Source organism: Streptomyces sp. NPDC007863, assembly GCF_040633895.1.
Lineage (GTDB): Bacteria > Actinomycetota > Actinomycetes > Streptomycetales > Streptomycetaceae > Streptomyces.
Genome location: NZ_JBEYEI010000017.1, coordinates 62,453 through 80,974, shown reverse-complemented (window position 1 = coordinate 80,974; position 18,522 = coordinate 62,453). Strand labels below are relative to the sequence as shown.

At 72.2% G+C, this 18,522-nt stretch carries 13 protein-coding genes; 4 read left to right on the top strand and 9 right to left on the bottom strand.

The genetic code is table 11. The features are described from left to right. Nucleotides 1-65: 65 nt before the first annotated feature. Entirely contained in the window at nucleotides 66-809 is a 744-nt protein-coding gene (locus tag ABZ621_RS25635; protein WP_360608375.1) for a TetR/AcrR family transcriptional regulator, read from the top strand. A 4-nt stretch (nucleotides 810-813) separates the two neighbouring features. Here ABZ621_RS25635 and ABZ621_RS25630 read toward each other — a convergent pair whose 3' ends face one another. After that, on the bottom strand, nucleotides 814-1,419 hold the full coding sequence (locus ABZ621_RS25630; RefSeq protein WP_360608373.1) for a YdbC family protein: 606 nt from the start codon (nucleotides 1,417-1,419) through the stop codon (nucleotides 814-816). A gap of 233 nt (nucleotides 1,420-1,652) precedes the next feature. Here ABZ621_RS25630 and ABZ621_RS25625 point away from each other — a divergent pair, with 233 nt between their 5' ends. After that, nucleotides 1,653-2,183, top strand: a complete 531-nt coding sequence (locus ABZ621_RS25625) for a TerD family protein (protein WP_360608371.1) — start codon at nucleotides 1,653-1,655, stop codon at nucleotides 2,181-2,183. Between the two features lie 81 nt (nucleotides 2,184-2,264). Here the strand turns inward: ABZ621_RS25625 and ABZ621_RS25620 are convergent, their stop codons facing one another. After that, on the bottom strand, nucleotides 2,265-5,162 hold the full coding sequence (locus ABZ621_RS25620) for a vitamin B12-dependent ribonucleotide reductase (protein WP_360608369.1): 2,898 nt from the start codon (nucleotides 5,160-5,162) through the stop codon (nucleotides 2,265-2,267). 174 nt (nucleotides 5,163-5,336) lie between these two features. Further along, nucleotides 5,337-5,843 (bottom strand): transcriptional regulator NrdR, encoded by a 507-nt coding sequence (gene nrdR / locus ABZ621_RS25615; RefSeq protein ID WP_030495087.1) that lies wholly within the window; start codon nucleotides 5,841-5,843, stop codon nucleotides 5,337-5,339. Between the two features lie 435 nt (nucleotides 5,844-6,278). Between nrdR and lexA the strand changes: the two genes are divergently transcribed. Continuing rightward, a complete protein-coding gene (lexA, locus tag ABZ621_RS25610) occupies nucleotides 6,279-7,067 on the top strand; it encodes a transcriptional repressor LexA (RefSeq protein WP_031010805.1) in 789 nt (262 codons plus the stop codon). A gap of 133 nt (nucleotides 7,068-7,200) precedes the next feature. On the opposite strand, the gene ABZ621_RS25605 is transcribed toward lexA, so the two are convergent. The 5 genes from ABZ621_RS25605 to ABZ621_RS25585 form a co-directional block, all read right to left on the bottom strand. Next, a complete protein-coding gene (locus tag ABZ621_RS25605; RefSeq protein ID WP_360608367.1) occupies nucleotides 7,201-9,174 on the bottom strand; it encodes an ATP-dependent DNA helicase in 1,974 nt (657 codons plus the stop codon). A 50-nt stretch (nucleotides 9,175-9,224) separates the two neighbouring features. Then, nucleotides 9,225-10,982 (bottom strand): IucA/IucC family siderophore biosynthesis protein, encoded by a 1,758-nt coding sequence (locus ABZ621_RS25600; protein WP_360608578.1) that lies wholly within the window; start codon nucleotides 10,980-10,982, stop codon nucleotides 9,225-9,227. A 126-nt stretch (nucleotides 10,983-11,108) separates the two neighbouring features. After that, entirely contained in the window at nucleotides 11,109-11,882 is a 774-nt protein-coding gene (locus ABZ621_RS25595; protein WP_360608365.1) for a GNAT family N-acetyltransferase, read from the bottom strand. Nucleotides 11,883-12,061: 179 nt separating this feature from the next. Continuing rightward, nucleotides 12,062-13,888 carry an IucA/IucC family protein gene (locus tag ABZ621_RS25590; RefSeq protein ID WP_360608576.1) on the bottom strand — a complete coding sequence of 609 codons (1,827 nt, stop codon included), beginning with the start codon at nucleotides 13,886-13,888 and terminating at the stop codon, nucleotides 12,062-12,064. Nucleotides 13,889-13,968: 80 nt separating this feature from the next. Further along, on the bottom strand, nucleotides 13,969-15,312 hold the full coding sequence (locus ABZ621_RS25585) for a diaminobutyrate--2-oxoglutarate transaminase family protein (RefSeq protein ID WP_360608574.1): 1,344 nt from the start codon (nucleotides 15,310-15,312) through the stop codon (nucleotides 13,969-13,971). A gap of 410 nt (nucleotides 15,313-15,722) precedes the next feature. On the opposite strand from ABZ621_RS25585, the gene ABZ621_RS25580 reads away from it, so the two are divergent. After that, the gene (locus ABZ621_RS25580; protein ID WP_360608363.1) at nucleotides 15,723-16,901 is read left to right on the top strand and encodes a hypothetical protein; all 1,179 of its coding nucleotides are present in this window, start codon (nucleotides 15,723-15,725) and stop codon (nucleotides 16,899-16,901) included. Nucleotides 16,902-17,023: 122 nt separating this feature from the next. Here the strand turns inward: ABZ621_RS25580 and hflX are convergent, their stop codons facing one another. Then, nucleotides 17,024-18,517: a GTPase HflX gene (gene hflX / locus ABZ621_RS25575; protein WP_360608361.1), complete on the bottom strand. Its 1,494-nt coding sequence runs from the start codon at nucleotides 18,515-18,517 to the stop codon at nucleotides 17,024-17,026. Nucleotides 18,518-18,522 lie beyond the last annotated feature (5 nt).

The following is an 18,522-nucleotide window of genomic DNA, read 5'->3' as shown; positions in this document are numbered from 1 at the left end:
CAACTCTTGTCGCGTTAACGACGAGTGTGGCACACTCGAAGTCACTAACGCAACGGGAGTAGCAATTGAACGAGTCGACCGAGGTCCCCGACACCGGCCCCGCTCCCGGCAGCCGGCGCCCCGGCGGACGTACCGCCCGCACGCGGGCCGCCGTCCGCGACGCCGTCCTGACCGGACTGGCCGAGCACGGCTACCCCTCCCTGACGGTGGAGTACCTGGCGGAACACTCGGGGGTGCACAAGACGACGCTCTACCGCCGCTGGGGAAGCGTGGAGGGCATGGTGGCGGACGCCCTCGACCTCGCCGGGGAGGACGCGTGGACACCGCCCGACACCGGCAGCCTCGCCGGTGACCTGCGCGCCCTCGCCCACGAGGTCGTCGACGGTTTCCGCGACCCGGCGGACGCCGCCGCACCCACCGCGTTCGTCGGCGCCGCCTTCCAGTCACCGCGCGCGGCCGAGGCCCTGCGCGCGTTCTACGGCGAGAGGTTCCGCCGCTGCGAGACGGTCGTGACCCGGGCGGTCGGCCGGGGGGAGGCACCGGTCGGCACCGACGCCGGCGCCGTGGTCCGCGCGGTCTCCGCCCCGCTCTTCCTCCGCCTCTTCGTCACCCGCGAAGCCGTCGACGAAAGGCTCGCGGACCAGGCGGCCGACGCGGCGCTCGCGGCCGTGACGGCAGGCGTCTTCACCGAACCGACCGGAAGACCGGACGAAAGACCGGACGGGAGGCCGGACGGGGGACCGACCGGCAGACCGGCCACCACCACGGGCCCCTCCCCCGCCACCGGCCCCGGCCCCGGCCAGGGCTGAACACTCAGACGGTCCAGGTGGGTTCGAGCCGCACCACGTCACCCGAGAGCGCTGCCACATCGGCCTCGGTCTGGGCCCGCAGGCCGAGGCGCTCCACCCGCTCCTCGCGGTACTTGCCGTGCTCGGCCGCGGAGTTCCACAGGGAGAGCACCAGGAACTCGTGACCGGGCGACTCCCCGAACAGCCCCCGGAGCATGCCCGGCGACCCGGCCATCGCCGGGTTCCACACCTTCTCCTGCATCAGGGCGAAGTGCTCCACCCGCTCCTCGTGGACGCGGCAGTGCGCCACCCGCGCCACGTCCGCGTCGGCGAACTTCGGCTCGAAACCGGTCTTCACGTCGAAGCGGTGATCGAAGAGCCTGACCTGTGCGTCCTTGTACGTACCGGACTGCGCGGCGGCCAGCCGGTCGTGCGAGCGGGCCATGAAGGAGTCGTAGAAGGCCCGGCTCTCCCAGAAGGAGAAGACGTGCGCGATCTCGGGACGGGCCCGGCTCCAGCCACCGCCCTGCCCCCGGAATCCCGGCTCCCCGAGCAGCCCCGCCCACTTCCGCTGTCCCCGCTCGAACCCTCGACGGTCCACGACGGCGCAGCGAATCCACTTGACCAGCACCGCGCCATCGTACGGGTCCGAAGAGCGCCCCGGCAGACCGTCACCACAGATGGGCGACCCGAGGTGAACCCTCGTCAGGACCCGGCCCATTCCGGCCAGTCGGGCGTCGAGTTCCGGCGCGTACGGACCCCGCAGGCGGGAACGGCCCGCCCAACTGTCGTACGTGCGTGACACCATGAGGAGAGCCCCGGGGCCAAGGGTCTTCACGGGGACACGGGGAAAGGGGAGGCATCGTGAGCGGACTCAGCAAGGGCGTCGGCAAGGTGGAGGTGGCGCTCAAGTGGGACCCCGCGCCGGCGGGCGCGCCCGCGCACGACCTGGATCTCGTCGCCGCCGTCTTCACCGCCGAGGACCCCCACGGCACGCCCGCGCAGCTGGTCCACTTCGGCAAGCGCTCCCCCGACGGGACGATCACCCTCCTCCGCGACAGCCGCACGGGGCAGGGCTTCGGCTACGACGAGGCGATGACGCTCGAACTGGACCGGCTGGCCGAGCGGTACACCCGCGTGGTGGTCGGCGTGGTGATACAGCAGGGCGGCGGCCGGGTGACCTTCGGCGGGACGGCCCAGGCCTCGGTCCGGGTCAGCGAGGGCTACACGGAACTGCTGACGGACGACTTCGGCGGCGCCGCCGACGCCACCGCCGCGACCGTCGTCGAATTCGTCCGCGACGCCTCGGGCAGCTGGACCTTCCGCCCCCTGCAGCGGGGCTTCGACACGGACCCGCAGTCCTTCGGCTCCCTGATGGGCTCGGCGCGCGCCTGAGCCCGCCCGCCCCGGGCACGCCGAAGGGGACCGGCCGTGGGCCGGTCCCCTTCGTCAGTCACGCGTCAGCCGCGACGGGTGTCAGCTGCAGCCGCTGGTCGAGCCGCAGCCCTCGCAGATGTAGCAGGAGCCGGCGCGCTGCATCTTCGTGCCGCAGGAGAAGCAGAGCGGGGCGTCGGCGCTGATGCCGAGCTGCATCTCGACGAGCTCCGCCGAGGTGTGCGCCTGCTTCGGGGCCGGGACCTCGGCCTTGACGGCCGGGGCCGGGGCGGCGACGGCCTTCAGCTCCGTGGCGACCGGGGCGGACTGGGCCAGGCCCTCGACGTCGACGTCGTCCTCGGACGGCTCGTAGGAGCCGGTCTCCAGGTGACGCTGACGCTCCTCGGCGGAGTGGATGCCGAGCGCGGAGCGGGTCTCGAAGGGCAGGAAGTCCAGCGCCAGGCGGCGGAAGATGTAGTCGACGATCGACTGCGCCATCCGCACGTCCGGGTCGTCCGTCATGCCGGCCGGCTCGAAGCGCATGTTGGTGAACTTCGAGACGTACGTCTCCAGCGGCACGCCGTACTGCAGACCGACGGAGACGGCGATGGAGAACGCGTCCATCATGCCCGCGAGGGTCGAGCCCTGCTTCGACATCTTCAGGAAGACCTCGCCGAGACCGTCGTCCGGGTAGGAGTTGGCGGTCATGTAGCCCTCGGCGCCACCGACGGTGAAGGAGGTGGTGATCCCCGGGCGGCCCTTCGGGAGGCGCTTGCGGACCGGGCGGTACTCGACGACCTTCTCGACGGCCTCGCGGATCGTCGCCTCGGACTTCGCGGTGACCTCGGCCTTCTCGTCCTCCTTCTTCTTGGCGGAGAGCGGCTGGCCGACCTTGCAGTTGTCGCGGTAGATCGCGAGCGCCTTGACGCCCATCTTCCACGCCTCGAAGTAGACCTCCTCGACGTCCTCGACCGTGGCCGTCTCCGGCAGGTTGACGGTCTTGGAGAGGGCGCCGGAGATCCAGGGCTGGATGGCGGCCATCATGCGGACGTGGCCCATCGCGGAGATGGAGCGCTCGCCCATGGCGCAGTCGAAGACCTCGTAGTGCTCGGTCTTCAGGCCCGGGGCGTCGATCACATTGCCGTGCTCGGCGATGTGGGCGACGATCGCCTCGATCTGCTCCTCCTGGTAGCCCAGGCGGCGCAGGGCCTGCGGGACGGTGCCGTTGACGATCTGCATCGAGCCGCCGCCGACGAGCTTCTTGAACTTGACCAGGGCGAGGTCGGGCTCGAGACCGGTGGTGTCGCAGGACATCGCGAGACCGATGGTGCCGGTCGGGGCGATGACCGACGCCTGCGCGTTGCGGAAGCCGTTCTTCGCGCCGAGGCGGATCACGTCCTGCCAGGCCTCCGTGGCGGCGGCCCAGATCGGCGAGTCCAGGTCGTCCATGCGGACGGCCTTGTCGTTGGCGTCGGCGTGCTGTTTCATGACGCGCTGGTGCGGCTCGGCGTTGCGGGCGTAGCCGTCGTAGGCGCCGACGACCGCGGCGAGCTCGGCGGAGCGCTTGTACGAGGTGCCGGTCATCAGGGAGGTGATGGCGCCGGCGAGGGCGCGGCCGCCCTCGGAGTCGTACGCGTGGCCGGTCGCCATCAGCAGGGCGCCGAGGTTGGCGTAGCCGATGCCGAGCTGGCGGAAGGCGCGGGTGTTCTCGCCGATCTTCTGGGTCGGGAAGTCGGCGAAGCAGATGGAGATGTCCATCGCGGTGATGACGAGCTCGACGACCTTGGCGAAGCGCTCGACGTCGAAGGACTGGTTGCCCTTGCCGTCGTCCTTGAGGAACTTCATGAGGTTCAGCGAGGCGAGGTTGCAGGACGTGTTGTCCAGGTGCATGTACTCGCTGCACGGGTTCGAGCCGTTGATGCGGCCGGACTCGGGGCAGGTGTGCCAGCGGTTGATCGTGTCGTCGTACTGGATGCCCGGGTCGGCGCAGGCCCACGCGGCCTCGGCCATCTTGCGGAAGAGCGCCTTGGCGTCGACCTCCTCGATGACCTCGCCGGTCATGCGGGCACGCAGACCGAACTGACCGCCGGACTCCACGGCCTTCATGAACTCGTCGTTCACGCGGACGGAGTTGTTGGCGTTCTGGTACTGGACGGACGTGATGTCGTCGCCGCCCAGGTCCATGTCGAAGCCCGCGTCACGGAGGGCGCGGATCTTCTCCTCCTCCTTGACCTTGGTCTCGATGAAGTTCTCGATGTCGGGGTGGTCGACGTCGAGGATGACCATCTTGGCGGCGCGGCGGGTGGCGCCACCGGACTTGATCGTTCCCGCGGAGGCGTCGGCGCCGCGCATGAAGGAGACGGGGCCGGAGGCGTTGCCGCCGGAGGAGAGCAGCTCCTTGGAGGAGCGGATGCGGGAGAGGTTCAGGCCGGCGCCGGAACCGCCCTTGAAGATCATGCCCTCTTCCTTGTACCAGTCGAGGATCGACTCCATGGAGTCGTCGACGGACAGGATGAAGCAGGCGGAGACCTGCTGGGGCTGCGGCGTGCCGACGTTGAACCAGACCGGCGAGTTGAAGCTGAAGATCTGGTGGAGGAGGGCGTACGTGAGCTCGTGCTCGAAGATCTCCGCGTCGGCGGGCGAGACGAAGTAGCCGTAGTCCTCGCCGGCCTTCGTGTAGGTCTTCACGATGCGGTCGATGAGCTGCTTCAGACCGGTCTCGCGCTGCGGGGTGCCGACGGCCCCGCGGAAGTACTTGCTGGTGACGATGTTGACCGCGTTCACCGACCAGAAGTCGGGGAACTCGACGCCGCGCTGCTCGAAGTTGATCGAGCCGTCGCGCCAGTTGGTCATGACGACGTCACGGCGCTCCCAGTTCACCTCGTCGTACGGATGCACGCCGGGGGTGGTGTGGATGCGCTCGATCCGCAGGCCCTTGCTCGCCGCCTTGGCTCCCTTGGTGCGGGAACCACGTGCCGGGCCGCTCGCCGTCTCTGTCATGCCGCCTCCCATATACGGGCAAAACACCCTTTGGCGCCCAGATAATCCCAGAGCACCGTCTTCTGTACTACGTTCTGTACTGCTTGACCCACGGGTGCCACACGGGTCACCCGGGGCAGGTCTGCACGGCCGCAGCGCGGCCGGTGGCCGGGCCCGCGAAGGCCCGGGCCGCCGTCAGTCGGCGGCGCCGGCGGGAACGGGCACCTCGGGGGTGCCGGTCCCGCCGTTCTCAGCGGGAGGCCGCACGCGGAGTTCCGCGATGGCGGCCTCGAAGTCCTCGAGTCCCTCGAAAGCCTTGTACACGGACGCGAAGCGCAGGTACGCGACGAGGTCGAGCTCCTGCAGCGGCCCGAGGATGGCCAGGCCCACGTCATGGGTGGTCAGCTCGGCACTGCCGGTGGCGCGCACCGCCTCCTCGACCCGCTGGCCGAGCTTGGCCAGGGCGTCCTCGGTGACCGGCCGCCCCTGGCACGCCTTGCGCACGCCGGAGATGACCTTGGTGCGGCTGAAGGGCTCGGTGACGCCGGAACGCTTGACCACCATCAGCGAACAGGTCTCCACCGTGGTGAAACGGCGGGCGCAGTCGGTGCACTGGCGGCGGCGTCGGATCGACGTGCCGTCATCGGTGGTGCGGCTGTCGACGACCCGGCTGTCGGGGTGCCTGCAGAAGGGGCAGTGCATTGGTTACGACCCTCTCCTCATGGCACGACTGAACAGCCCCGGCCGACCCGTCAAGGCCCTCGAAGCGACCACCAGCATAGGCGATGGACGGCACCCCGGCAGACCGGGGACCACTATCCCTGGGTGGCCGGTGACATCCAACCACTAGATCTTGGGTTCAGGGGGTTGCGACACCACCAGCGTGTCGTGGCACCCCGGAGCCGCGTCCGCGACCCGCGGATGGGAGACTGGGAGGGCGCGCCGGAGTCCGGAAACCCAGCGGCGAAGGCTACCGTAAGGGCGGGATCCACCTCCGAGGGCCCACTCCCATACACCCCCACCCGCACACGCGTAAGGCAATCTGCGGATTTTCACTCGAACGTGTGTTTGGCGCAACCTTTCGAAAGCTACTACCGTTGTGCCAGCCAGGGAGACCATTCGAGAGGGGCCGACGACGTGACCACCACCGCAGACAGCGCCACCATCACCGCCCAGGACCGCTCCCAGGGCCGACTCGAGCCGGTGCACGCCATGAACGACACAGCCATGAACGGCGAGGAGCCCGGGCGACCCGCCCGAGCCCTCCCCGGACGGCCTCCAGGCATCAGGGCCGACAGCTCCGGTCTCACCGACCGCCAGCGCCGGGTCATCGAAGTCATCCGCGACTCGGTCCAGCGGCGGGGCTACCCGCCGTCGATGCGCGAGATCGGCCAGGCGGTGGGCCTCTCCAGCACGTCGTCGGTGGCCCACCAGCTCATGGCCCTGGAGCGCAAGGGCTTCCTCCGCCGCGACCCGCACCGCCCCCGGGCGTACGAGGTCCGCGGCTCGGACCAGCCCAGCACCCAGCCCACCGACACCACCGGCAAGCCCGCGGCCTCGTACGTGCCGCTGGTCGGCCGGATCGCGGCCGGCGGCCCGATCCTGGCCGAGGAGTCGGTCGAGGACGTGTTCCCCCTCCCCCGGCAGCTGGTCGGCGACGGTGAACTCTTCGTCCTCAAGGTCGTCGGCGACTCCATGATCGAGGCCGCCATCTGCGACGGAGACTGGGTCACCGTCCGCCGCCAGCCCGTCGCGGAGAACGGCGACATCGTCGCCGCCATGCTCGACGGCGAGGCCACCGTGAAGCGCTTCAAGCGCGAGGACGGCCACGTCTGGCTGCTCCCGCACAACGCCGCGTACCAGCCCATCCCCGGCGACGAGGCGACGATCCTCGGCAAGGTGGTCGCCGTACTGCGGCGGGTCTGACCGCACCCGCCGGCTCCGACCGGGCCCCGGGACCCACTGCGCCGGTCCCGGGGCTCGCTGTACGACCCGTTCTCCTGGCATGCGTCCGGCCCCGGTTCTCCACCGGGGCCGGACGCATGTCCGGGCCCCTCGCTCAGGCGCCGTCCGCCTTCGCCTTCGCGTCGATCGCCGCGAGCGACCTGCGGACCTGGTTGCGGTCGGTCGTGTACCAGAAATCGGGCATCGAGGCCTTCAGATAGCTGCCGTACCGGGCGGTGGCCAGCCGCTGGTCAAGCACGGCCACCACACCCCGGTCGCCCGTCGCACGGACCAGACGACCGGCCCCCTGGGCCATCAGCAGCGCGGCGTGCGTCGCCGCCACCGCCATGAAGCCGTTCCCCCCGGCCTCCTCGACCGCCTTCTGGCGCGCGCTCATCAGCGGGTCGTCCGGGCGCGGGAAGGGGATCTTGTCCATGACGACCAGCTGACAGCTGGCCCCCGGCACGTCCACGCCCTGCCAGAGCGACAGGGTGCCGAAGAGGCAGGTCTTCGGGTCGGCCGCGAAGTTCTTGATCAGCTCGCCCAGGGTGTCCTCGCCCTGGAGCAGGATCGGGTACTCGGGGATACGGGTCCGCAGCTCCTCCGCCGCCAGCTGCGCCGCCCGCATCGAGGAGAAGAGGCCGAGGGTGCGGCCGCCGGCCGCCTGGATCAGCTCGGTCAGCTCGTCCAGCATGTCGCCGCGATCGCCGTCCCTGGCCGGCTTGGCCAGGTGCTTGGCGACGTACATGATCCCCTGCTTCGGGTAGTCGAACGGGGAGCCGACGTCGAGGCCCTTCCAGACCGGGAGGTCGTCCCCTGTGGTGCCTTCCGGCGCGAGGCCGAGCGAGGCTCCCACGCCGTTGAAGTCGCCGCCGAGCTTGAGCGTCGCCGAGGCGAGCACCACGGAGCGCTCGGTGAAGAGCTTCTCCCGCAGCAGCCCGGAGACCGAGAGCGGCGCGACCCTCAGCGAGGCGCCGAAGCGGTCGTGGCGCTCGTACCAGACGACGTCGTACTCGGAACCGTGGGTGATCCGCTCGGCGACGCCGTGCACGGTCTCGACCGAGGCCATCGCCTGCTTGCGGACCGCGTCCTCGTCCTGCACCGAGCGGTCACGGGTGTTGCCGAGGGCGGTGATCACGGTGCGGGCCGCGTCGCGCAGCGCCGCCAGCGCGTACGCCAGGTCCTCCGGGATCTTCTCCAGGCGGCCCGGCAGGGCGAGCTCCATGACCCGCTCGAAGCCCTCCGCGGCGGTCTGGAGCTCGTCGGCGACCTTCTCGTCCACCAGCTTGGCGGCCCGGCGCACCGCCCGGTTCACCTGGCCCGGCGTGAGCTCGCCGGTGGCCACGCCGGTGACCCGGGAGACCAGCTCGTGCGCCTCGTCGACGATCAGGACCTCGTGCTGCGGCAGCACGGGGGCGCCCTCGATCGCGTCGATGGCGAGCAGGGCGTGGTTGGTGACGACCACGTCGGCGAGCTTGGCGCGCTCACGGGCCGCCTCGGCGAAGCACTCCGCCCCGTACGCGCACTTGCTCGCGCCGAGGCACTCCCGGGAGGAGACCGAGACCTGGCCCCAGGCCCGGTCGGAGACGCCGGGCGTCAGGTCGTCCCGGTCGCCGGTCTCCGTCTCGTCCGCCCAGTCGCGCAGCCGGATCAGGTCCTGGCCGAGCTTGCTGGTCGGCGCCGCCGCCTCGAAGGGGTCGAAGAGGCCCTCCTCCTCGTCCTGCGGCACCCCCTCGTGGAGCCGGTGCAGGCACAGGTAGTTCGACCGGCCCTTGAGCATGGCGAACTGGGGGCGGCGGCGCAGCTGCGGGTGGAGCGCCTCGACCGTCCTCGGCAGGTCGCGCTCGACGAGCTGGCGCTGGAGCGCCAGCGTGGCCGTGGCCACCACCACTCTCTCCCCGTGGGCGAGCGCCGGCACCAGATAGCCGAGCGACTTTCCGGTGCCGGTGCCCGCCTGGACGAGCAGGTGGGAGTTGTCGTCGATGGCCTCGGCCACGGCCTCGGCCATGGTGACCTGGCCGGGGCGCTCCGTGCCGCCGACGGCGGCGACGGCGGCGTGGAGGAGGTCGGGGAGGGATGGCTTCGTCATAGCGTTCCCAGCCTACGGCTCCGCACCGACAGCGGGAGCACTCCCCGGGATCACGCGAGGGGGTTGGGGACGGTGCCGTGGACGGCGGCGTGCGGGCGGTCGGAGCGGTCGCGGTAGCCGTCCATGTGCAGCCGGTTGCGGTTGAGACAGAGCCGTTCGATCCGGGGCGTGAGCAGGTCGAAGAGCTCGAAGCGGTCCTTCAGCTCGGGGAAGCGTTCCTGGTGGCGGAGGATCTCGGCGCGGACGAGGGCCCAGAAGTCCGCCTCGGGGACGTCGAGTTGCTCCTCGCACAGCGGGGCGAGGTAGCGGAAGACGCCGACGAAGAGCCCCGAATGGATGAACTGGGTGAGGAAGCCGGGCTCCTCGGTGAGCAGGACGGCGCGGACGTCGTCGGGCATCGCGTCGTGCTCGGGGAGCGGGTGGGCGCTGATGTTGACGTCGTCGACGAAGTCCTTGATCGCCAGGCGGACGGGGACGTCCCGCTCGTCGTAGACGACGATCGCGTTCTCGCCGTGCGGGGAGAAGACGGTGCCGTAGCGGTAGAGGAAGTGGAGGAGCGGCGGCAGCAGGGCGGCGAAGAGGTGCCGGAGCCAGACGGCGGAGGTCAGACCGGAGCGCTCGACGAGTTCGGCGACGAAGGCACGGCCCTCGGGGTCGGTGTGGAGCAGGGCGGCGAGGGTGCGGGCGCGCTCGCCGGGCGGCAGGCGGAGGGGTTCGCGCCAGATCGCTCCGAGCAGTTCCTTGTACTGGTACGGGACTTCGGGCAGCCGGTCGTAGAGGGGATGCTCGACGGTGACGGAGGCGACCTCGCCGAGGAGGATGACGCCGCACTCCTCGCGCAGGAAGGGGTCGGCGTCGCGCAGGGCGTGGACCCAGGCGGTGACGGCGGGGGCGGCGAGGGTGCGCTCGGTGGGGAGGCCGCGCCAGACGAGGGTGTTGAGCACGGAGAGCGGCAGCTTGACGGTGTGCCGGTCGGGGCGGCTGGTGTTGAGGAAGGTGCGGATGGACTGCTGCGGCAGGCGGAGGTCGGCGTCGGCGGGGAGCGGGACGATGGCGCCGGAGGCGATGGCGGGGGCGTAGAGCGGGAGCAGGATCTCGTCCCACTGCCAGGGGTGGACGGGGAGCAGCAGGTACGCCTCCGGGTCGAGGCCCCGGGCGGTGAGCTCGGCGCGGAAGGCGTCGAGGACGGGGGCGTCGAGCTCGCCGGCGTAGAGGCGCTCGGGGGTGGCGAGGCCCGCGACGCCGCGGTAGGCGGCGATGCGGTCGCTGACCGCGATCCACGGGAGCCGGGTGGCGCGGCGGGCTTCGGGGGCCCAGCGGGCTGCGTCGCCGGCGGAGAATCCGATGCGGCCCTTGTTGAGGACGAGCCAGGGGTGGCCGGTCTGGTGCCCTTCGAGTTCGGCGTAGGACAGGTCGGCGAGGCGGTCCGCGGTGAGGGCGGTGTGGTCCAGGCGGGCCTCGGCGGCGAGGGTGGTGGTGAGCTCGCGGATGAGGTGGCCGAGGGTGGCGCCGTCGAGGCCGAGGAGCCGTCGGGCGCGGACGAGCAGGTCGAGGGGGTCGGTGAGCGGGCGGCCGTCGTGGGTGATCGTGCCGGGGTCGACGCGCCAGCCGCCGTAGGCGACTCGGCGGGCGGTGAAGGCGAGGGGGGTGCCGTCGTCGAGGGCGAGGGTGTACCGGCCGGGGGCGTCGGGGCCCGCGGCGACGGGTTCCAGGATCTCCTCGTAGGCGAACTCGCCGAGGGCCTTGGCGAGGGTACGGGCGCCCGCGCGGGCCCAGGCGGTGGGGTTGAGCTCGGGGGGCGCGAGCAGTTCGGGGGCCGGGGCGGCGGTCGCCGCGGGTCGTCCGGAGTCGTGGGGTGCTGGGGACGTCGTCACATGGACTCCTCGAAGGGGGAACCGCTGTGGGTCGAGCGGTGTATCAAGGGCAGAGGGTGTTCACAGAACGTGACGGAGGGACCGGTCACGGATCATGAGCGCGGCCCGTTTGTCGGGGAGGTCGATCTCCGCCGCGTAGCGGAAGCCGGCGCCGAGGAAGGCCGCGACGGAGGGGGTGTTGCGGATGTCGGGTTCGGCGACGACGCGGGTGCACCGGGGACGGTGGTCGAGGACGAGGTCGGCGACGGCCCGCAGCAGTGCGGTGCCGACGCCGCGGCCGCGGTCCGCGACGCCGCCGAGGAGGAGATGGACGCCCGTGTCGTGCGGGAGGGCCGGGTAGGCGCGGGCGAGCGGGTCGAGGTCGGCCCGGTAGATCTCGAAGTAGCTCATCGGGGTGGAGTCGAGGACGCCGAGGCAGGGGACGCTGCGGCCGTCGCCTTCGAGCTGGGCACGGACGTGGTCGGCGGTGACGGTGTCGGGCCCGGCGAGTTCCCAGAAGGCGGCGACGGCGGGGTCGTTCATCCAGCGGGTGAGCAGGGGCAGGTCGCGTGCCGGGCGGACGGGGACGAGGCGGAAGTCGCCGAAGCGGGTCGCCGCCGGGGCCCAGGAGGCGACCGAGTCGAGCGGATCCCCGCCGAGGCGACCGTCTGCGGCGGAGGTGGGGCCCGTACCGGTGCCGGGTCCGTGGACGGTGCCGGGTTCGGTCACGGTGCCGGGTCCGTGGACGGCGCCGGGTTCGGTCACGGTGCCGGATTCGGTGGCGGTTAAGGGGCGGTCCCCCGCGAGGAGGGCCAGGAGGTCGTCGACGCGGAGGTCGAGGGTGTCGTCGGACATCGGCTGACCTGGCGAATCGACCCGTGGCTGGTCGGTGGCCGGGGTGCCGGCGTCGTGTCTGTGGTCCGGGTGTATGGACATGCGGCGGGTCTTCCGTGGGTCGGGGGCGTCCCCTCGGTGGGTGGTCGGGGGACGCGCCGGTGGACGGGGCGGCGGCGACGGGCGGGCCGCCGGAGCGTTCAGGCGCGGAGGGGGTTGGTGATCGTGACGTAGACGGACTGGGTGTCGACGGGGCCGACGAGCTCGTCGAGGCCGTGGAGGCGGGTGAGGAGGTTGGCCTTGCTGCGGAGGGTGGCCGCTTCGAGGAGGCGGTGAGGGAGGGGCGAGCCGAGGCCGGTGGCGGAGGTGAGGAAGGAGCGGAAGGCGGCGAGGAGGATCCGCTCGTCGGCGAGGTGCTGGGAGCCGAAGGCGCCGATCAGACCGAGGACGTTGTTGATGCCGAGGTAGTAGGCGAAGCGCTCGTCCGTGACCTGGTCGGAGACGAAGGTGTCGCTGTGGGCGCCGATGCCGGGGAGGCGGCTCTCCAGCTCGGCCCGGTGGGACTCGCGGAAGTAGTAGCCCTGGTTGTCGCGGTAGCGGCCGCCGGCCGGCCAGCCGTCGGGGTCGAGGAGGACGAGGGTGTTCTGCTGGTGGGCCTCCAGGGCGATGCCGGCGTGGCCGTCGAGCCAGAGGACGGGGCGGACGACCTGGTCGAGGTAGCGGAGGAACCACTCGGCGGAGACCGCGGCGACGGGACGGCCGGTACGCCCGGCGAGGCGGTCGACGAGGTCGGCGAGGCGGGAGCCCATGCCGGTGGCCCCGGGCCGGGGGCGGGGCGCGGTGAGGGCCGCGAGGCAGACGGCGTCGTCGCCGGGGCCGAAGGGGTTGTGCCGGATCATCAGGTCGAGCCCGGGGACGGGGGTCCCGTCGGGGGCGTCGACGGCGAGCCAGGCGGGGTCGCGGACGATGTCGAAGCCGGGGTGGGCGGCCTGCCACTCGTCGACGAGGCCGGTGCGCAGCAGTCGGTGGACCTCGACGCCCCGGTGGAGTTCCTTGCGGAGGTTCTCGCGGCGGGAGTTGGTGATGCGCAGGCCGAGGGAGAGCTTGAGCATGGCGCGGGCGCCGGGGCGGTGGACGGTCCGGACCGAGGAGGTGGGGTGCCAGGGGCTCCCGTGGGACCCCAGGTCGTGGAGGAGGCCCTGGTCGAGGAGGTCGCGGATGTCGGCGCGGTGGAGGAGTTCGCGGGCCTGCCAGGGGTGCAGGGGCAGGGGGGCGGTGCCGGTGGGGTGGGCGATGCCTTCGGCGAGGCCGACGGCGAGCTGCTCGGCGGTGACGGGGCGGCCCTGCTCGGTCCAGGCGGAGTCGGAGGCGAGGAGGGTGTGGTCGACGGCGAACCAGTGGAGGGGGAAGGCGCCGTGGAGTTCGGGCGAGTAGAGGCGGGACTCGGCCTCGGAGAGGCCTTCGCGGCTCTTGGGGGTGGGGTGGAGCGGGTGGCCGAGGAGGAGGGACTGCTCGGCGGCGAGGAAGAGGTCGGCGTCGGGGTGGGGCCGGGGGTCGCCGCGGCGGGCGGTGAGGAAGTCGGCGGTGCGGCGGGCGGAGTCGGCGACGCGGCCGACGAGTTCGGTGGCCTCGGGGCGGCCGGTCTCGCGGCTGAGGAGGGCGGCGAGGGTGACGGCGTCGACGGCCGGGGCCGTGGAGGGGAGGCCTTCCAGGGTGGGGGTGCCGAAGCGGTGCCAGCCGGTGGGCGACCAGTAGGCGACGGGGACGAGGAGGGCGGTGCCGCTGGCGTCGAGGGGGATGCGGAGGGTGGAGGTGCCGGGGGCGGGGAGGTTCTTCTCCCGGACCCAGCAACGGAGGAGGTTCTCCAGGGCGGCGGCGTCGGCGGCCCGCTGCGGGTCCGGGTCGTCGAGCGGGTCGGCGGCGGGGCGCTCGCCGGCCGGTGCGTCTCCGGGGCGGGACGGCCGGAGGGGGGCGGGGCCGGTGTGCTGGCGCGGGACCGTGGATTCCTCGGCGTCGGGCTCGGTCATGGTCGCGGTCGCGGTCAGCTGGGAGGTGGGGGTGGCGTTCACGCGGGTTTCCTTGGGGAGGGGGCCGGGGGCGGTCCGGGTCAGTGGGACGGTCCGGGGGCGGGCCGGTGGGGGGCGGGCGGCCGGGGGACGTGGGCGCGTTCGGCGGCGGCGAGGGCGTCGGCGAAGCGGTCGAGGACGGCGGTGGCCTGCTCGTCGGTGAGGGTGAGCGGGGGGAGGAGGCGCACGACGGCGGAGTGACGGCCGCCGAGCTCGACGATGAGTCCGCGGGCGAGGCATTCCTGCCGGACGGCTCGGGCGAGGGCGGGGGCGGCGGGCGGGACGGTGTCGTCGGGTCCCGCGGCCTCGGGGTCGACGAGCTCGACGCCGATCATGAGGCCGCGGCCTCGGACGTCGCCGACGCAGGGGTGGGCGGCCTGGAGGCCCTGGAGGCGGCCGAGCATGTGGGCGCCGAGGGCGGCGGCCCGGTCGGCGAGCCTGTTCTCGCGGACGTACGCGAGGGTGGCGGTGCCGGCGGCCATGGCGAGCTGGTTGCCCCGGAAGGTGCCGGCGTGGGCGCCCGGCTCCCAGGCGTCGAGCCCGGAGCGGTACACGACGACGGCGAGCGGGAGGGAGCCGCCGATGGCCTTGGAGAGGACCATCACGTCGGGGACGACGCCGCTGTGCTCGACGGCCCAGAAGGCTCCGGTGCGCCCGACGCCGGTCTGGACCTCGTCGACGATGAGGGGGATGGAGTGCCGGGCGGTGATGGTCCGCATGCGGCGCAGCCAGGCGTCGGGGGCGGGGAGGACGCCGCCCTCGCCCTGGACGGCCTCCACGATCATCCCGGCGGGGGTGGTGACGCCGCTCTTGGGGTCGTCGAGGAGGGACTCGGTCCAGCGGGCGGAGAGTTCGGCGCCGCGCTCGCCGCCGACGCCGTAGGGGCAGCGGTACGCCTGCGGGTACGGGAGGCGGGTGACGCGCACGTCCTCGGCGCCGCCGGAGACGGCGAGGGCCCCGGCGGTCATGCCGTGGTAGGCGCCGGTGAAGGCGAACAGGCCGCGGCGTCCGGTGGCGGCGCGGACCAGCTTGAGGGCGGCCTCGACGGCGTCGGTGCCGGCGGGTCCGCAGAACTGGACGCGGGCGTCGGCGGCGAGCTCCGGGGGGAGGGTGGCGAAGAGCTCGGAGGTGAAGGCGTCCTTGACGGGGGTGGCGAGGTCGAGGACGTGGAGCGGGGCGCCGGATTCGAGGACCTTGCGGATGGCTTCGAGGACGACCGGGTGGTTGTGGCCGAGCGCGAGGGTGCCGGCGCCGGAGAGGCAGTCGAGGTAGCGGCGGCCGTCGGCGCCCTCGATGGTCAGGCCGCGGGCCCGGACCGGGACGATCGGGAGCGAGCGGGCGTAGGTGCGGGCGGCGGACTCGCGCTGGGCCTGCCGTCGCAGGATCGCCTCGTACCCGCCTCCCGCCGCCGTCCCGTATCCCCGCCGGGTGGGGGCGGTGGCTGAAGCTGATTCGGTCACGGCCACGGCTCGGTGTCCTCCCGCGATAACGGTTGCGTTGCACATCGTCGGGGCGTCCGGGCGTGCTCAAAGGCCGCTCCGAGCGCCGCCGTTGTGTCCCCCGTCCGTACCAACGACGGGAACTGCCGGGGAACACGGGCCGGAGGCAAGATCCTTGGCGTGTCCCGGATCACGGCATGACAACGGCCGCACCGGCTCCGGAACCGCCGGCGGGGCGCGTACCGTCCCCTCCGGCACCGGCATAGTGGGGGCGGTCGTTCTCACGTCCGGTCGGACGAGAGTGCGACCGATGCCCAGAAATGCACCAGTTGACGTAGTCCCAGGGGGATCACGAGATGCGATCGATTCGTCCGCTGCTGATGGCGGCGTCCGCCGTCGCGGCGCTGACGCTCACCGCGACGGCCTGTGGCCCGACCGAGGAGAACGCAGGAGACAAGCCCAGCGCGCCGGCGAGCGAGAACCCGGTCGACAAGATCAAGATCCCGGAGGACCTGAAGCAGCGGCTGAAGGACCACGGGATCGATCTCGACAAGTGGCGCGACGGCGAGTGGAAGAACTGGGACAAGGACAAGTGGCTTCGCGAGGCGAAGGACTTCGTCAACCCGATCATCGAGGACCTCTGGGACCCGGACCGGATGCGGGACGCCGAGCGCCCCGAGCCGCGCCCGGTCGAGGAGGAGGACATCTCCGGTGACGAGGGCGTCACCGACCCGACGCCGGACCCGGTGAAGGCGAAGGCGGTGCCGGCGAAGTACCACGAGAACTCGCCCGCGTCCGGCAAGGTCTTCTTCGACGGTCCCGACGGTTCGATGGTCTGCTCGGCCACCGTGGTGAAGGACCCGGCCCACCCCGGCAAGTCCAACCTGGTGTGGACGGCCGGCCACTGCGTCCACAAGGGCAAGGAGGGCGGCTGGTACCGCAACATCGCCTTCGTCCCCTCCTACAACGACGCCGCGATGGAGACCTCGGCGCTGGAGAAGGCGACGCGCGAGCAGATCGCCCCGTACGGCGTGTGGTGGGCGGACTGGGTGAAGACCTCCGACGAGTGGATCGCGCAGGGCGCCTCCACCGGCGGCGCGGGCGCCCCGTACGACTTCGCGGTCATCCAGGTGACCCCGGAGAAGGGTTCCTCCGGCAAGTCCCTGGAGGAGACGGTCGGCACCGCCCTGCCGGTCGAGTTCAACGCCCCGGCGGTGCCGAAGATCAAGGCGATGACGGCCACCGGCTACCCGGCGGCGCCGCCGTTCGACGGCCAGAAGATGTTCCAGTGCGCGGACAAGCCGGGCCGGCTCTCGCTGAAGGCGGAGCAGCCGACGATGTACCGCATCGGCTGCACGATGACGGCCGGTTCGTCCGGTGGCGGCTGGGTCGCGCAGGGCCAGGACGGGAAGCCGGTGCTGGTGTCGAACACCTCGATCGGCCCGTCGACGGCCGGCTGGCTGGCGGGCCCGCGCCTCGGCCCCGAGGCCAAGGCGATCTTCGACGAGGTCAGCAAGAAGTACGCCGGCCAGTAGGCGGCGCGCTCACCTGACGAAGGGGGCGGGACCGGATCGGTCCCGCCCCCTTCGTACGCACGAAAGACGCCGGCCCCCTCCCGCATGAAACGGGAGGGGGCCGGCGTCCTGCCTGTCGTCGCTCAGTGCGCGGCGGGGACGTACGGCGCGAGCGCCGCCGCCAGTTCCTCGTGCACCCGGGCCTTGACCAGGGTGCCCTCGGGGGTGTGCTCCTCGGAGAGCATCTCGCCCTCGGCGTGGACGCGGGAGACGAGACCGCCCTGCGTGTACGGCAGGAGGACCTCGATCTCCACCTCCGGACGCGGCAGCTCGCGGTCGATCAGGGCGAGCAGCTCCTCGATGCCCTCGCCCGAGCGGGCGGAGACGGCCATGGAGTGCTTCTCGACGCGGAGCAGCCGCTGGAGGACCAGCGGGTCGGCCGCGTCGGCCTTGTTGACGATCACGATCTCCGGCACGTCCATCGCGCCGACGTCACGGAAGACCTCGCGGACGGCGGCCAGCTGCTCCTCCGGGGCGGGGTGCGAGCCGTCCACCACGTGCAGGATGAGGTCGGCGTCGGCGACCTCCTCCATGGTGGAGCGGAAGGCCTCGACCAGGTGGTGCGGCAGGTGCCGGACGAAGCCGACGGTGTCGGCCAGGGTGTAGACCCGGCCGGACGGCGTCTCGGCCCGGCGGACGGTCGGGTCGAGGGTGGCGAACAGGGCGTTCTCCACCAGGACTCCGGCGCCCGTGAGGCGGTTGAGCAGGGAGGACTTGCCGGCGTTGGTGTATCCGGCGATGGCGACCGACGGCACCTTGTGGCGGCGCCGCTCCTGCCGCTTGATGTCGCGGCCGGTCTTCATCTCCGCGATCTCCCGGCGCATCTTCGCCATCTTCTCGCGGATGCGGCGCCGGTCGGTCTCGATCTTGGTCTCACCGGGACCACGGGTGGCCATGCCGCCACCGCCGCCGCCACCCATCTGCCGGGAGAGCGACTGACCCCAGCCGCGCAGGCGCGGCAGCATGTACTGCATCTGCGCGAGGGCGACCTGCGCCTTGCCCTCTCGGGACTTGGCGTGCTGGGCGAAGATGTCGAGGATCAGGGCGGTCCGGTCGACCACCTTGACCTTGACGACGTCTTCGAGGGCGATGAGCTGGCCGGGGCTGAGCTCACCGTCGCAGACGACGGTGTCGGCGCCGGTCTCGACGACGATGTCCCGCAGCTCCTGGGCCTTGCCGGAACCGATGAAGGTGGCCGGGTCGGGCTTGTCGCGGCGCTGGATCACGCCGTCGAGGACGAGGGCGCCCGCCGTCTCGGCGAGGGCCGCGAGCTCCGCCAGGGAGTTGTCGGCGTCCTGCACGGTCCCCGAGGTCCAGACGCCGACGAGCACGACGCGCTCCAGGCGCAGCTGCCGGTACTCGACCTCGGTGACGTCCTCGAGCTCGGTGGAGAGGCCGACGACACGGCGCAGGGCCGCGCGCTCGGAGCGGTCGAACTGCTCGCCGTCCCTCTGTCCGTCGACCTCGTGGCTCCAGGCGACGTCCTCTTCCATCAGGGCATCGGCCCGAAGGCTCTCGGTGCGGCGCGACTGCGCGAAGCTCTGCTCGTCCTGGGAAGGGGAAGAAGAGGAGGTCATTGGAT

Bases quoted from the DNA above. Each gene is read 5' to 3' on its own strand.
- ABZ621_RS25590 (WP_360608576.1), bottom strand. From the start codon at position 13,888: ATGACCGAGCCCGACGCCGAGGAATCCACGGTCCCGCGCCAGCACACC.
- nrdR (WP_030495087.1), bottom strand. From the start codon at position 5,843: ATGCACTGCCCCTTCTGCAGGCACCCCGACAGCCGGGTCGTCGACAGC.
- ABZ621_RS25620 (WP_360608369.1), bottom strand. From the start codon at position 5,162: ATGACAGAGACGGCGAGCGGCCCGGCACGTGGTTCCCGCACCAAGGGA.
- ABZ621_RS25580 (WP_360608363.1), top strand. From the start codon at position 15,723: ATGCGATCGATTCGTCCGCTGCTGATGGCGGCGTCCGCCGTCGCGGCG.
- ABZ621_RS25605 (WP_360608367.1), bottom strand. From the start codon at position 9,174: ATGACGAAGCCATCCCTCCCCGACCTCCTCCACGCCGCCGTCGCCGCC.
- ABZ621_RS25595 (WP_360608365.1), bottom strand. From the start codon at position 11,882: ATGTCCGACGACACCCTCGACCTCCGCGTCGACGACCTCCTGGCCCTC.
- hflX (WP_360608361.1), bottom strand. From the start codon at position 18,517: ATGACCTCCTCTTCTTCCCCTTCCCAGGACGAGCAGAGCTTCGCGCAG.